This window comes from Paenibacillus vietnamensis (assembly GCF_020169515.1).
GTDB lineage: Bacteria > Bacillota > Bacilli > Paenibacillales > Paenibacillaceae > Pristimantibacillus > Pristimantibacillus vietnamensis.
In genome coordinates, this window is sequence record NZ_JAHMHW010000007.1 from 75,546 (window position 1) to 90,152 (window position 14,607).

Annotated in this window: 11 protein-coding genes; 2 read left to right on the forward strand and 9 right to left on the reverse strand. The window is 55.5% G+C overall.

What is annotated here, in order from left to right:
* Positions 1-14: 14 nt before the first annotated feature.
* The 3 genes from KP806_RS15605 to KP806_RS15615 form a co-directional block, all read right to left on the reverse strand.
* Entirely contained in the window at positions 15-2,369 is a 2,355-nt protein-coding gene (locus tag KP806_RS15605) for an FdhF/YdeP family oxidoreductase (protein ID WP_224724634.1), read from the reverse strand.
* A 518-nt stretch (positions 2,370-2,887) separates the two neighbouring features.
* Entirely contained in the window at positions 2,888-3,391 is a 504-nt protein-coding gene (gene infC / locus KP806_RS15610; protein WP_224724635.1) for a translation initiation factor IF-3, read from the reverse strand.
* Positions 3,392-3,482: 91 nt separating this feature from the next.
* Positions 3,483-4,895 carry an MATE family efflux transporter gene (locus KP806_RS15615; protein ID WP_224724636.1) on the reverse strand — a complete coding sequence of 471 codons (1,413 nt, stop codon included), beginning with the start codon at positions 4,893-4,895 and terminating at the stop codon, positions 3,483-3,485.
* Positions 4,896-5,059: 164 nt separating this feature from the next.
* On the opposite strand from KP806_RS15615, the gene KP806_RS15620 reads away from it, so the two are divergent.
* The gene (locus KP806_RS15620; protein ID WP_224724637.1) at positions 5,060-5,944 is read left to right on the forward strand and encodes a helix-turn-helix transcriptional regulator; all 885 of its coding nucleotides are present in this window, start codon (positions 5,060-5,062) and stop codon (positions 5,942-5,944) included.
* A gap of 169 nt (positions 5,945-6,113) precedes the next feature.
* Here KP806_RS15620 and KP806_RS15625 read toward each other — a convergent pair whose 3' ends face one another.
* Positions 6,114-7,142, reverse strand: a complete 1,029-nt coding sequence (locus KP806_RS15625) for an NADH:flavin oxidoreductase/NADH oxidase (RefSeq protein WP_224724638.1) — start codon at positions 7,140-7,142, stop codon at positions 6,114-6,116.
* A gap of 163 nt (positions 7,143-7,305) precedes the next feature.
* Positions 7,306-7,662: a winged helix-turn-helix transcriptional regulator gene (locus KP806_RS15630; protein ID WP_224724639.1), complete on the reverse strand. Its 357-nt coding sequence runs from the start codon at positions 7,660-7,662 to the stop codon at positions 7,306-7,308.
* A gap of 124 nt (positions 7,663-7,786) precedes the next feature.
* Between KP806_RS15630 and KP806_RS15635 the strand changes: the two genes are divergently transcribed.
* Positions 7,787-8,812 carry a zinc-binding alcohol dehydrogenase family protein gene (locus KP806_RS15635; protein WP_224724640.1) on the forward strand — a complete coding sequence of 342 codons (1,026 nt, stop codon included), beginning with the start codon at positions 7,787-7,789 and terminating at the stop codon, positions 8,810-8,812.
* 60 nt (positions 8,813-8,872) lie between these two features.
* Here KP806_RS15635 and KP806_RS15640 read toward each other — a convergent pair whose 3' ends face one another.
* The 4 genes from KP806_RS15640 to KP806_RS15655 all read right to left on the reverse strand — a co-directional run bounded on the left by KP806_RS15640 (position 8,873) and on the right by KP806_RS15655 (position 14,506).
* On the reverse strand, positions 8,873-10,387 hold the full coding sequence (locus tag KP806_RS15640; RefSeq protein ID WP_224724641.1) for a malate:quinone oxidoreductase: 1,515 nt from the start codon (positions 10,385-10,387) through the stop codon (positions 8,873-8,875).
* Between the two features lie 345 nt (positions 10,388-10,732).
* Positions 10,733-12,193 carry a GMC oxidoreductase gene (locus KP806_RS15645; protein WP_224724642.1) on the reverse strand — a complete coding sequence of 487 codons (1,461 nt, stop codon included), beginning with the start codon at positions 12,191-12,193 and terminating at the stop codon, positions 10,733-10,735.
* Between the two features lie 4 nt (positions 12,194-12,197).
* Positions 12,198-13,952 carry a GMC oxidoreductase gene (locus KP806_RS15650; RefSeq protein WP_224724643.1) on the reverse strand — a complete coding sequence of 585 codons (1,755 nt, stop codon included), beginning with the start codon at positions 13,950-13,952 and terminating at the stop codon, positions 12,198-12,200.
* Between the two features lie 200 nt (positions 13,953-14,152).
* Positions 14,153-14,506 carry a response regulator gene (locus tag KP806_RS15655; RefSeq protein WP_224724644.1) on the reverse strand — a complete coding sequence of 118 codons (354 nt, stop codon included), beginning with the start codon at positions 14,504-14,506 and terminating at the stop codon, positions 14,153-14,155.
* Positions 14,507-14,607 lie beyond the last annotated feature (101 nt).

A 14,607-nucleotide genomic window follows, 5' to 3' on the forward strand; every position in this document is an offset into this window, starting at 1 on the left:
CCCGTCGTCCGCCCCTACACGGGCGGCTCCAGCTCCAGCTCGTCGATCCGCTTCTCCGCGTACCGCGTATCCTTCAAGGCATGATACGTATCCGCACGCTCCACGACGACCGAAGCGTTGTATTCCGGTATGCCGGCTTGCGGCTCATAGACCCCTTTGGCGAACAAGCCGTTTCCCTCCGGCCAATACACCTCGATGTTCCCGGAGGCGATGTCCGCCAGCTTCGCCCTGCCGTGGAACACGCCGCTCCGGTTGTACGCGACGACGGCGTCGCCCTCCGCAACCGCGAGCGCCGCCGCATCCGCGCGGTTCATCAGCACATCGTAACGGCCGGCCCCGTTGAAGGCGTCTTTTTCTCCGTAGATCATCGAGTTAAACTGCTTGCCACGCCGGGTCGTCGCATAAAAATGACCCTCCGGCTTGCGCAGCTCCGGCAGCTCGATCGCCATGAGGCGGCCTTTGCCGTCGGAGGTCGGACAAATGCCGTCTTCGCACAGCCAGGCTCCTCCCCACTGAAAAAAATCGCCCCGCTTGCCCAGATGCTGCACCCCGTCATAATTAGGCGCGGCCTCCGCTATTTCTCGCCGCACCGCCGCGGCATCCCGGAATTCAATCCGCTCCCGCAGCTCCGGCTTGATCCGCGCGGCCAGGTCCGCATAGATTTCCCATTCCGCACGCGCCTCTCCGATACGGGGACCGTCGATGGCCGGCGAATAATACACCATCCGCTCCGTCGAGGTCGAGGTGCCGCCGCCCGGCTGCTCGTACCGCGTCATCGCAGGCAGAACGATGACCTCCTCCTGCGCATCAAGCAGCGTCGAGCTGTTCAGCACGATGTCCTGATGCACCCTCATCTCGACCGCCTCCAGGCACTGCCTGACAAAATCCGGCTCGGGCATCGTCTCGATGAAATTGCCGCCCGAGGTATAGAACAGCTTCAGCTTCCGTTCGTTATGATGCGGCAGGAGCGCATTTTCCAGCGAGACGCCCACGATATCCCCCTGCCATTCGGGCAGCTTAAATCCCCAGACGCTCTCGACTCTTGCGATATCCGCTCCTTTAAACTCTCCGCCCGGCAGGCTGAAAGGGTCGGCTCCCATCTCCCCCGAGCCCTGCACGCCGCTGTGCCCGCGGATCGGCATCAGGCCGCAATGTTCGCGCCCGAGAAAACCGCGCAGCAGCGCCAGATTCGCCACCTGCGAAATATTGTCCGCGCCGAACCGGTGCTGCGTCAGCCCCATGCTCCAGACGAAGACGGCGGACTTCGCGCCGGCCAGCAGCTTCGCAAGCTCCAGCATCCGCTCCTTCGTCAGCCCGGAGGATCGCTCCAGCGGCTCCCAGCTTTGGCTCGACACGTGAGCCTTCAGCTCCTCATAGCCTTTTGTATGTCCGCTCACAAAAGCATGGTCAATAGCCGACCCCGGCCTCTCTTCCTCCATCTCAAACCAATGCTTCATCACGCCGTGCATGAATGCGATGTCGCCGCCGATATTCACCTGATAGAAATCGTCCGCCAGCTTGGTGCCGAACAGCGCCGATTCCGGAATGGACGGAATCCAATACCCCTCCATCGCCGGCTCACGGTAAGGGTTGATGACGATGATCCGGGTCCCTTTTCGCTTGGCCGCATACATGTATTTGGTCGATACCGGCTGATTGTTCGCCGCTACGCTGCCCCAGAACACGAGCACATCGGTGCCGATCCAGTCCTTGTAGCTGCAGGACGAAGCGCCGATCCCGACCGAGCGCTTCAGCGCCGTTTTGGAGGGGGAATGGCAAATCCGCGAAGCGTTGTCGATGTTGTTCGTTCCGATCAGCCGCGCCGCTTTTGCCGCCACATAATACGATTCGTTTGTAATGCCGCGCCCCGTCAAATAAAAAGCCAGCTGCTTCGGATCGATTCCCCGCGCCTTCGCCGCAATGCGGTCCACCGCCTCATCCCAGGACAGCCTGCTGAAGCTGCGCTCCCCTTTGCGGCGGATGAGCGGATACGGCAGCCGTCCAAGCTTGCGCAGCTGCGAGCTGTCCAGCTTTCGGAGCTCATCGATGTCTGCGTGCAGCATCTCCGGCTTGATCGCCGGCATCGTGTTCAGCCTCAGCACGTTGAGCCGCGTCGTGCACAGGTGCGGACCGTCGAGCGTCCGGTCGTACAGGCCGGATACGCCAAGCGCGCAGCCGTCGCACACCCCCTGCGTCAAGATCCGGTACGCATACGGCAAATTATCCCGGTTTTCCCACGCAACCTTCATCGTATCCCGGATATGGCGCGGCTTGATTCGCCCCAGTCCGAACGGCGCCTTGCTCACCCACAGGCTCGGATCCGGCCTCTTCGGCAGCTTGATCGGCCCCGTATGCAATGTTTTCCTCATATCCAATTCCACCTCGCAGCTTATCGTATTCCAAACGCAAACGGCTGTTGCTATGCATGACCGTTAGCTGCATCGAAAAATGAACGAACGGTACTAGAACTTCTTGCGAATGCTTCGTTATGCGGCTCTTAGAAGAAAACGTTTGCAAAAAACTAATTTAGGATGTGAACATTAAATGTGCTTAGTTTTACCTTATCCTACACCGATCCGGGAGAGGAGATAAATGGGTTAAGTGTATCTATTTGCGGGCATATCGGTCATTTCATAAAAAATAACTGGATTTCATGTATCTAAATCGCAGCTGAGCGAGCCAACCCGATCATTTCGGCCGAATTTCATACCAGAAATACAGTTATTTTCACCAAACGGCGTTATCCCGAAATAATAGATACACAAAATCCAGTTATGATGTCCAAAAAAGACGGCTTCTGGACGGCTGAATCGGAAATATCTATTCCCCTCTAAGGCTTCATTCAGCGCCCTGCACTGAATTTATCCAGCAGCCTCGCTCCACCGGCTCACAAAGGAATCAGCTGAACCGCCGCCTGCTTGCCGCTGACCTGGATGCCCGTTTGCTTCCGGCCGCTCTCCGCCAGATCCTTGACCAGCCGCTCCAGCAGCTCCTTCGCCTTTGCGCCTTCCTTGCCCTGGATGCGCACGACGAGCTGGACGCCGTTGCCCGATCCAAGCAGCTTGGCCGCCTGGCGCAGCTTCGTATCGTAATCGTGCTCCTCGATATGAGGCGTCAGCCGCAGCTCCTTCACCTTCGCCGGCTGCTGCCCCTGCGCTTGCGCTTTGGAGCGTATCTCCTGGCCGGCCTGCTGCTTCGCCTGCCCTTTGGCGACAAGCTTGCACGGAGGCGGACTGCTCATCAGCGACGTGCATACGAGATCCGCCTTGAGCTCCCGCGCCTTCGCCAGCGCCTCATCGCGCGACACAATGCCGAAATCTTCGCCGCGGAGGCCGGTCAGATGAACCTCGGAGGCGCGTATTTTTTCATTCATGATGATCGAAGATGACATGCTCTTTACCGCTCCCTTACCGGAAATATAGAAAACAGCAGCCGGCAAACGCCAGCCGCTGTCGCTTCCTTTTTTCTATTATACTCCATTTTCACGCATCGAGAGCAGTCTGTTTCCCCAGCATCCCGCCATCGGCCTGCTCCGCCGCCGCTCTAGCTTCCGGATCGCCCAGCTCCGCCTTGCGCAGAAACTTCTTGCCTCTCCAACGGATGAGGGACAGCGTCCCCCGCACGTACTCATCGAGAATCATGCAGGCATAAATGCCGAGCAAGCCCCAGCCGAGCCCGATGCCCACCCAATAAGCGAGCCCCGTGGCGATCAGCCACATCGAGAAAACCGAGGTCCACATCGTAAACCGGGTATCTCCGACTGCATTAAGCGAGTTGCCGAGCGCCATGTTGACCATTTTGCCGGGCTGCAGCAGCAGGTTCATCCCAAGCAGAGAAACGCCCATCGCGATAATCTCTTTATTATCCGTAAACAAGCCGAGCAGCTGCCTCCCGAACAGGAAAATGAGAAAAGCGTTGACCGTCACGACCGCCAGACCGATCCCCATTGCCCGGTACGCTATGCCGTACGCTTCCTTCACCCTGCCCGCCCCGAACAGGTGGGCGATCTGGATTTGCACCGCCAGCGCGACCGAATAGCCGAGCAAGAAGCAGAACGATTCGAGCGTATTCATATACGTCCTCGCCGCCAGCTCATTCGCCCCCAGCATAGCCAAAAAGGTAAAAATAATCAGCTGAGTGAACACCCAGCAGGATAAATTAACGCCGATCGGCCAGCCGATCCGGATCACGTCGCCGAACAGCTTGCGGTTGAACAGCTTCAGGTCTCGCAGTCCGATCGTGCGCTCGAACGCCCCCGTGAACATGATGAACAGGACGATAACGGCAAGCAAACGGCTGACCACGGTAGATACCGCCACGCCAGTCAGGCCCCATTGCGGAAACCCGAACGCGCCGAAAATAAACGCATAGTTAAGAAACACATGAAGGACATTCATCCCGATCGCCGTATACATCGGCCCCTTCGTATTCCCCGTATTGCGGATCGCCGTGCTCAGCGCCGACATGACGGCAATTAGCACCATGCCTCCGCCGACAATCGAAATATACGTTTCCGCAAGCGGCATCAGGCGCTCCGGGAGCTGCAGCAGTGCGGCGATTTCACCCGGCATGAAATAGAGAACGAGGCTGAGTACGATTCCGATTACGGCGCTGACGTTGACCGCCATAATGGCGATCGTGCGCGCGTCTTCGGTTTTGCGGGAGCCCAGCTTCTGGGCGATGAGGATGCCCGCTCCGCTGGCGACAGTGATGAACAGCGTCGTCAACGCCTGGAACAGCTGATTGGAGAAGCCGACCACCGCCACCGCGTCGTCGGAAATCCGGCTGACCATAAGCGTATCCGCGGCCCCCAATAAAAATTGCAAAAACAGCTCGATAAAAATAGGCCAAGCGAGCACCCACAACGTAAATTTTTTGTCCGTAACAACAGCCATTACTCGTATCCCCTTCTGCGGCCCCTTAGCGGCCGCCAACCCGATGTCACATGAAGCATTCGTCAACTGAAATTATAGATGCTATACTGGGCTTGATGTATCATTTTGAAAACCGATACTATAACGATAGAAACTTCAGTTCGGGAAGGAGCCTCCATTCCATCATGACCATTATCCATATGACCGTCCCGCCGCTGCCCCATTACATTATCGGCGGCTTCGCCGACGCGCCTGCGGGACGCAAGCATCCGAGCCGCCGCAACATAGGGGTATTCGATCTGCTGGTCGTGACGAAGGGCTGTTTATATATCGGGGAGGAAGAGCGGCAGTATGAGGTGAGCGGCGGACATGCCCTCATTTTGCGGCCGGATGCCTATCACTATGCCACGCATGCCTGCCGGGAGGCGACTACTTACTTCTGGCTTCATTTTCAGACGATAAGCGACTGGTGCGTGTGCGAGCGATCGGAGGCGCAGCCGCCTCTTGCCGGCACCTCCGAGCGTATGCTCAGCGGTAATTTTTATACAATGCAAACCTTTACAAAACAGCTCCCCCAATTTGCGAAGCTGCTGCAGCCCTCGAAGCTGGAAAGCCTGCTGCGCCAGCTCGTGCAGCTGAATCTGAACGATCATATTCCTAGCGTCAAATGGAAGCAGCAGCTGATCTTTCAAGAAGTGATCGAGCAGCTGTCGGCTTCGATGGAAGCGCAAGGCCCCTCCCCTTCCGCCTTGTGCGCAGAGAAAGCGGCCTCCTATTTGCGTGAGCATTACCGCGAGGACATGACGGCCAAAGAGCTGGGAGAGGCGGTCAATTTCCACCCCGTCTACATCGCGAGATGCATGCAAAAGGAATTCGGCTGCGCACCGTTCGACTACCTGATGCATTTTCGCATCGAACAGGCGAAGCTGCTGCTGGTCCAGACCGACCTGGCTGTTGCCCTCATTGCCGAGGAGGTCGGCTTCAACCATGCCGCCTACTTCGCTTCCTGCTTCGCCCGCTACGAAGGCATCTCCCCGCGCAAATACCGCCAGCGGTTTTCGCACGGTTGACCTTCGCCCGAGTCCGAACCTAACGAATCCCAGACTCGCTATTTGCTCCAAAACATACGATTTGGAATTCTAGCCATCGCAGAGTTACTATAGCATCACACAGAGCCCATGCAGCACAAACCCAAAAAAACAGCCGCAAGAGACAAAAGCCTCCTGCGGCTGTAGATGATCAATACGCCCGCGAATACGGCTCTGGAGCAAATGTTTGTTTGCTTCCAAGAGCCACGGCCGCATGCGTCGCCCAGTACGGATCCCGCAGCATCCCGCGGGCGATCGCCACCAGATCGGCGTCGCCGCTGCCGACAACGGCTTCGGCCAGCGCCGGATCCTCCAGCCTGCCGACGGCAATGACCGGAATGCCGAGCGCCTCTCGGATTTGACGGGCAAAGGCAACCTGATAGCCTGCATAATTGCCCGGCTTCCGTTCTCCCGCAGGGCCCTCTCCGCCTGAGGATACATGCAGCACGTCCACGCCCGCCGCCTGATAAGCTTTACTTAGCTCAATCGCGTGTTCAATCCCGTAGCCTCCATCCGCATACTCGACCGCGGAAATACGGAACAATAACGGCATATCGGCCGGCATCTCACGTTTTACGGCCTCAATCACTTCCACACCGAATCTGGCGAGATCCTGCCCGTAGACATCCTCCCGTTTGTTCGTGAGCGACGAATGGAACTGATGAATCAAGTAACCGTGTGCGCCGTGCAGCTCAATCGTATCCATGCCGGCCTCTACCGCACGGCGCGCCGCATCGCCAAACTGCCGGACGAGCCCTTGCACTTCTTCAGTCGTTAAAGCCCGCGGAAGCTTGTATTGAGCACCTGGAAAAGCAATGGCAGAAGGCGCAACGGGCACTTCGGCATCCTCGGCTTTGCGACCCGCATGCGCAATTTGAATGCCGATCTTGGTTCCGTACGAGTGAACGGCATCCACAATCCGGGCGTAAGCCGGAATTTGTTCATCGGACCATAAGCCCAGATCCTGATCCGTAATGCGGCCGTCCGGGTCCACATCCGTCATCTCCATGATGATGAGTCCCGTTCCGCCGACCGCGCGGCTGACATAATGCACGTAATGCCAATCGTTCGGGCTTCCATCCTTCGCCGTTACGGAATATTGGCACATCGGAGCCATGACGACACGGTTTTTCAACTGCAAACCCTTCACTTGATACGAAGAAAATAATGAAGCTGACATACGGTTCATCCCCTGCTCCCTGTATTTTATCTGATAAAATTCCCAGCGGCACCATCAAACTATACATAGGCCATTATGATACGGCGCTTCATTGTTGACAAGTACACACATTTTTGTGCGATACTATCATTTTTGATACTATGAAGCCCATTTCTTCATGCCGTTAAGCTTCCGTAGAAGAGGCTTCCGAATTGCGTTTATGGGTATCGCCCCATTCTTTCATCAGCATAATAATCGGCACCAAGGTTTGCCCGAAGGGGGTTAAAGAATATTCTACCTTGGGGGGCACCTGCTGATACACTTCGCGGTGAATGATTCCGTCCTGCTCGAGCTCCCTCAATTGAAGCGTCAGCATTCTTTGAGTGACGGTGGGGCATATTTTGCGGAATTCATTAAATCGTTTGACCCCTCCGATCAGGTGGTACAAAATAATCCCTTTCCACTTGCCTCCGATCAAGCTTAACGTATATTCTACCGGGCACCCTTCGTCATTCGGACAAATATCTTTACCGTTATTCAACAGAATTCAACCCCTTTTACAGTATACAAATCGATACTACATATCAATAATGTGCGTACTTATCATTCTAAAACATACACGGTAAGATAACAAATATACCAGTAACGAAAGGATGAACCAAACGATGACAACGATGAAAGCAGTCGGTTTGTACCGTTATCTTCCCATTGACCAGCCGGAAAGCTTGTTGGATGTAGAGGTGGAGAAGCCAAGTGCGACAGGAAGGGATTTGCTTGTTCGCGTAAAAGCGATAGCCGTGAATCCGGTCGACTACAAAGTCAGATCCCCAAAAGCCAAGGTAGAGGAAAAAGCAAGGATTTTAGGCTGGGATGTGGCGGGAGTTGTAGAAGAAACCGGCCCGGAGTGCACTTTATTTCAACCGGGTGACGAGGTTTATTACGCAGGCGACATTACCCGGCCGGGCGGCAATAGCGAATTTCATCTTGTTGACGAAAGGATCGTCGGGAAAAAACCGAAATCTCTAGACTTCGCACAAGCTGCCGCTTTACCTTTGACTACCATCACCGCATACGAAGCGCTTTTTGACCGCATGCATATTAGCCGCAGCCCGGCGGAAAATAACAATAAAACGTTATTAATCATCGGCGCCGCTGGAGGTGTCGGTTCCATAGCCACCCAATTGGCGAAAAATTCCGGGCTGACCGTGATCGGCACGGCCTCCAGATCCGAGTCGGCCGCCTGGGCCAAGGAACAAGGAGCCGACCACATCATTAACCATTTTGAGGAGTTTGTTCCGCAGTTAAAAGAGCTCGGCCTGGATACCGTCCACTACATTCTTTGCCTTAATGCAACAGAGAAGCATTGGGTGAACATGGCCCAAGCCATTGCTCCCCAAGGCAAAATTTGCTCCATCGTCGAAACGGACGTACCTCTTAATCTGACCTTGCTCAAGAACAAAAGCGCGACCTTTGTCTGGGAGCTTATGTTCACCAGATCCATGTATCGGACGGAAGACATGATCGAACAGCATCGTCTCTTAAACGAAACAGCCGATCTTATCGATAGCGGCACCATCAAAACGACCCTTCAGCAACGTTTGACGCCCATCCATGCGGAAAATTTGCGAAAAGCCCACTCCTTGCTAGAGGCCGGCCGTTCAATCGGCAAAATCGTCCTGGAGCATTTTTAAAGCACTGATCCGTCCTACCAATAAAAAACAGGCTGCCGCGGCAGCCTGTCGGTTGTTTATTTAAGATACGGTTCGGCGTGCCGCTTTTACCGGCGACCTTTCGCCTAAACCAAGCGCCTGATCCGTTGACGTATGAATTTCCTGGATGAGCTCAGGCTTCTTCACGAGTGACACGCCATAAGACGGAATCATTTCTTTCAGCTTCGGCTCCCACGCTTTGACATGCTGTGGGAAACATTTGTTAATGACCTCAAGCATGACGGAAACGGCGGTCGAAGCGCCCGGAGAAGCGCCGAGCAGAGCCGCGATCGAGCCGTCGGCAGCGCTGATGACTTCCGTACCGAACTGCAGCGTTCCTTTGCCGGCAGCCGTGTCTTTAATAATCTGAACACGCTGGCCTGCTACTAACAAATCCCAATCTTCGCTTTTGGCGTTCGGGACAAATTCACGCAGTGCTTCCATGCGCTTTTCTTTGGATAACATAACTTCCTTGATCAGGTAAGTGGTCAAAGGCATGTTCTTCGCGCCGGCCGCCATCATCGTGACGAGATTATGCGGTTTGACGGAATTGACCAAATCGAACATGGAACCGAATTTCAAAAACTTCGGCGAGAAGCCGGCAAACGGTCCGAACAGCAGCGATTCTTTATTCTCGATAACTCTTGTGTCAAGATGCGGAACCGACATTGGAGGAGCTCCGACCGGAGCTTTGCCGTATACCTTCGCATTATGCTTCGCTACGATTTCCGGATTTTGGCATACCATGAACAAGCCGCTTACCGGGAATCCGCCGATGCCTTTTCCTTCTTCAATGCCGGATTTTTGCAGCAGATGGAGGCTTCCGCCCCCGCCGCCGATAAACACGAACTTGGCGGTATGGCGTTCGACGGCGCCGTTCTCATTACGTACTTTCAATTCCCACAAGCCGTCGCTCGTACGTTTCACATCGTCAACATTATGGTTGAATTTGATATCGACGTTTTTGCTCTTCAAATGGGAGAACAGCATGCGCGTCAAAGCGCCGAAGTTGACATCCGTACCGGATGTCATTCGAGTCGCCGCGATCGGCTGGTTCACCGCCCGGTCTTTCATCATAAGCGGAATCCATTCCGCCAGCTTGTCCGGGTCATCTGAAAATTCCATGCCTTGGAACAGGGGGTTGTTCGACATCGCTTCGAACCGTTTCTTCAAAAACTTGACATCCTTCTCCCCTTGCACAAAGCTCATATGAGGAACGGGAACGATAAAGTCCCGCGGATTACGGATCAGCTTGCTGTTTACTAGATAGGACCAGAACTGCTTGGAAACCTGAAACTCTTCGTTGACCTTGATCGCTTTGCTGATATCTACGGATCCGTCCGGTTTCTGGGTGGTGTAGTTCAGCTCGCACAAGGAAGCATGTCCCGTTCCCGCATTATTCCATTCGTTAGAGCTTTCTTCTCCCGCTTTGGCACGTCTCTCGAACACTGTAATTTTCCAATCCGGCACTAATTCTTTCAGCAGCGCCCCGAGGGTTGCGCTCATAATACCGGCACCGATCAATAAAACGTCTGATTTCGTTTGTTTGTTACTCATTTTTACCGTCCTTATCCCCTACGATTTGCAGAAAGGATGTTGGCACTACTGCAGGGGCGCCGCAGGAAAACCGGGCGCGACTTGGTCACACATCTTTTCTGGAGCAATTATTAACTAATCTTAGTCTATCACTATTAAATATAGATTAAAATATTTATTTACAATTTTATAATAGGAACAGGCTATAAAAAAGTTGGTAACATGCCCAATTGGCTGGCACTGCGCACGAACCGTCAGCTGCAGCTTTGTGCAGCCCGGTTCTGTACCGTCCCCCGGCGGCAAATGCCCGTATCGCAAGGAAGGAGCCTTTCGGCTCCCTTCGGTTGCATGCCTTGAAAGCACGCCTCATTTGCTTTGTTCGACGATGTAGTCCGCCGTCCGGATGGCCAGGGCAACCGTCGTCAATGTCGGATTGGCGGCTCCCGTCGTATGGAGCACGCTGTTGTCGGCAACGTACAGGCCGGGGACACCGTGAATTTGCCCGTACCGGTTGGTCGCCGAGGTTCGCGGATCGCTGCCCATCCGGCAGGAGCCCGAGTCGTGGTTTTCTCCTCCCGGCCGTCTTAGCGTGATCGGCGGCAAGCCGTCCCGCCCCGTCAATGTCGCCTTCATCGCCGCCGCGGCCGTTTTCAGACCTTCACCCATTTGCCTGATGACCGCATAATCCCGCTCGTTGTAGGAGAAATAAACAAGCGCCTTCGGCACGCCGTATTCGTCCTTTTCCGCAGGATCAAGCGTGATCCGGTTGTCGTACCGGGATTCGACCACGCCGGAAGGAAGGATTGCGACCCCCCACTCCTGTTGCACCGGCTTCTCCTTATATTGATAATGCGGCGACCATGCGATCTCGATTTGATACGGACGCGTTATCGTCCGGGGAACCCGGATATCCATAATGCCGAGCACCTCGGGAAAATCGGTCCGTTCAACGACTCCCCGCGCATCCAGTCTGGAGTGATTGCCCAAATAATGCCCGATCGCCTCGCCCGGAATTCCCGAATACAGCAGCAGTCGCGGAGATTCGATCGTACCGGCGGATACGACGACCGTCTTCGCTTTCAGCACATACGATTTTTTGTCCGGGGTCATCATTTGAACGCCGCTGATCCGGCCCCCCTCCATCAATACACGAATAGCACGCGACCTTACCGCCAAATCGAACGGCTTCCGGTTCAAAGCCTTGGACAGAAAATCCATCGCGCTGAAAAAAACGCCCGAATGGATCCTGCCGTACCTGGTCGGCTGAAGATCCGCGGCGCGCGGCATAACGACGGCATCGGGAAAGCCGCCTGCCTGCAGCCGCTTCAGCATCTGCTCCTGAATGGAGGAGCCGTCGGTCAAAAAACCGGTCACGTTCATGACCCGTTCGGCCGCCGTATAATATTCATTCATCTCCTTCATCGAAACCGGCCACCCCGCGAGATCAACAGGGTCCATACGCGGCGTGGCGCCGCCCCAATGCATCATTTTTCCTCCCAGCGCTTTGACCATCGTATATTCGACCGGCAGCGGCGGAAATTCGTTGTTCGAATGCGCCGTGCCGACCGTTTCGAGAAACCTCGGATTTACCCAATACCGTCCAACCTGATCGACATTATAAGTCGGGAGATTAATTTGGTGCGTAGGCAAAAAAGGCGGGCCCGCTTCGACGACTCCGATCCGTTTGGCGTTTAACCCCCACCGTTCGCATAGCCGCCATAGCACCGCACCGCCTCCTGCGCCGGTTCCGACGATCAGCACGTCGTAATCGGTTTGTTCCATCTCGCCCGGATCGGTAAACGGGAACCATACATCCCAATAAGCCATTGGCTTACCTCCTTCCGGACGCTTCGGACAGGTCCGCAATGTAGTCGGCTGTCCGAATGGCCAAAGCGGTGACCGTCAGCACCGGATCGGCCGCTCCGCTGCCTGGTATGACGCTCGCATCCGCGACGAAGAGGCCGTCGATGCCGTGAATTTGCCCGAACCGGTTCGTAGCCGAAGTCGATGGATCGACCCCCATACGGCACGTCCCCATATCGTGATTGTCGGCCCCCGGCGATAGCAAATAGAAGGCGGGCCGGCCGTTCTCCGCAGTGAAAGGTGCGTTCATCGCCAGCGATACCCTTCTGATGCCGTCGGCCATTCGTTCGATCACGTCCCAATCGGCCTCGCTGTACGCAAACTGGATTCGCGCTTCCGGCACGCCGTATTTGTCCTTCCGGACAGGATCGAGCGTCACTCTGTTCTCGGCCCTCGATTGAACGTATCCCGTACCGGTCATCTCGATCCCCCACTCCTTCCGGAACGGCTTCAGGGTGTCCTGGTACCAGAAATAGCTGCCGGGACCCTTAATCGTAAGCTGATAAGGACGGCGCTCATCCGGGGGAAGCATAATGCCGAGCGTGCCGAGCTCCTCGGGAAAATCGGCCCTCTGTACGATTCCCGATGCCTTGATACAGGAATGATTCGTCAAATAACGGCCGATCGCTTCTCCTTGAAGGCCGGAGTTCAGCAGCAGCCTCGGCGTTTCGATTGTGCTTGCCGCCAGAACGATGGTTTCGGCCCGGATCACATGAGTGCTGCCGTCCTCGGACTTCACTTCAATGCCGGCGGCCCGGTTGTTCTCCACCAGCACCTTGACCGCACGGGTTTGCACAGCCAAATCGACGCTGCGGCGGTTCATCGTCAAAGCAAAAAACAGGATCGAGCTGAAAAACACGTTCGAATGCATGAGTCCGAACCGGGTCTCGGCAAAATCGACGGCCATCGGGAGGTCGACCGCTTCCGTAAACCCGCCGCTCCGCAGCCGGCCAAGCAGCGTATCCTGCAAGGCGGAGCCTCTGGCGTAATTGGAATTCACCTTCATCACCTGCTCGGCAAGGTGGTAGTAATTGTTCATTTCTTTGGATGTCACCGGCCAGCCGGCGAAATCGGCAGGAGCCATGCGGGGACAGACTGCCGGCCAGATAAGCGTTCTGCCTCCCAAGGCAATAAATTGAGTAAACATGGAGGGATCAGCGGAGGCAGCGCCTTTTTGACCTAAAGCGAAGCTTCCGTACCGGTTCAAATACTTCGGGCTCCGCCACAGGTGCCTCAGGCGGCATTCCGTAAACATAGGCAAATTGGCCGCGGCGGTAGGAAGCAGCGTATCGCCCGCTTCGATCACGCCGATCCGCTTTTCGCTGTCGACCCATCGTTCGCCTAAACGCCAAAGCGCGGCTCCTCCCCCTGCGCCGCTGCCGACAATCAGCACGTCGTATTCGGTTTCCGCCATAGTCCCGGCCGGTATGACCGGAATCCAATTGTCCGCATGCACTCTTGAGCGTGGCGGGGATACGGGGTACGGGAGCACAGCGGTGTCGATAGCGGGCGCACTCATCCCTCCCTCAGTCGGATCGTCCGATGTATCGGCTATGGCGTCGGCGGTCGTGGGGGTGGACGGAAGGCGAACTGTCATCCCTGAGATAAACCTGTCGGGATCCCCGATCCCCGGGTTCATTCGCATGACCGCAGCGACACTCGCCGCGTAACGCTCTGCAATCGTACGAAGCGTATCCCTATCAGAGGCGACATACATTCTCATGCTCCTTAACCCCCTGCCTTTCCGGTCTGCGGCTCCATACCATACAAGTCCCCGGATTTTTTCACGCGTTCGCATTCCAATATCTCATTCGGCTATTTTATGCGAATTTTCCGCCTGTTAGAAGAATCGTGCACCCCCTGACGCGGCCCTTCTCGCAACAAAAAAACTGCCAAGCGGCCCTTGGCAGTTCCCTTCTCTATTCATGAGCAAGCCTTGATGACCTCCAACAGCTGCTCCTCCGTGAACGGCTTAGGCAGTACCGCAAAAACGCCAAGCTGGCCGAATACCTCCCGCACCTGCTCCGCCTGGCCGCTGCAAAGGATAATGCAGGCATTCTCGTCCAGGCTTCGGATCAGCCGCGTAATGATGTAACCGTTCAGAATCGGCAGCGAATAATCGACAATCGTGATATCGGGACGAAGATGAATGTATTTCTCTACGCCGTCTACACCGTCGGAGGCTTCGCCCACTACCGTGAAGTTATTTTTTTCCAAAAGCAGCTTGAGCACCAGTCTTACATTCAGGTAGTCTTCGATAAGCAGCACATTTTGCATCCCTTACACCCCTTCTTGATCGAAATTTTTAACTGAAGATCAATGAACGGAAGCCCATAAGCTTAAAAAGAGGGACGACGGCTTCTGCCGTATGCGGCAGA